The organism is Parasutterella excrementihominis YIT 11859 (assembly GCF_000205025.1).
Lineage (GTDB): Bacteria > Pseudomonadota > Gammaproteobacteria > Burkholderiales > Burkholderiaceae_F > Parasutterella > Parasutterella excrementihominis.
Window position 1 is genome coordinate 1 of sequence record NZ_GL883757.1, and the last position, 533, is coordinate 533.

The window sequence follows — 533 nt, forward strand, 5'->3', positions numbered from 1 at the left end:
TTTTACTCCACTGAAATAAAAGGATTTTTTTTTTGATTTTTAAACTTTTAGTGCTCTAGTTTCGCAATTTTTCAGCCCTGAGGTTTTGCGTTTTTCAGTGATCTAGCCGGAGTTCGGCTTCGGCATCCTCGTTAAATTTCAATATCCGTACCTAATAACGTTTCGGCTTCTGGTTCTTCCTGAACATCTTCCGGTGTCTCGGGCCCGGCTCCCGGAACTCCAACACCTAACGCTTCAAAGTATTTAATCTTTTTACCGGCAACTTCGTCGAAGTAGTAGCCGTGGTTAAAGCGAGTTTGCATGACGTTATTTAGAACCTGAAGGATCTTTGCGTCGCTCTCGTAGACCAGATTCAGTTTTCCAGCTTTCTTGTTTTCCTTCATATAGCAGCGGATTCTCGAACGAACCATCAGCGACAAGCCCGTCGCAATGAACTGTACGAAGGTCTTTCCTTGCAGTGCCTTGTTGTCAGAGCATCTGATTCGATTGCAGCCGAGTCGGTCCTTAAGCGTTGCAAAGGCGTCTTCTACGCG

Annotated in this window: 1 pseudogene; it reads right to left on the reverse strand. The window is 45.2% G+C overall.

The window, feature by feature from the left end:
• Window positions 1-131 precede the first annotated feature (131 nt).
• Window positions 132-533: pseudogene (locus tag HMPREF9439_RS13520) on the reverse strand (IS1634 family transposase); the annotation flags it as partial.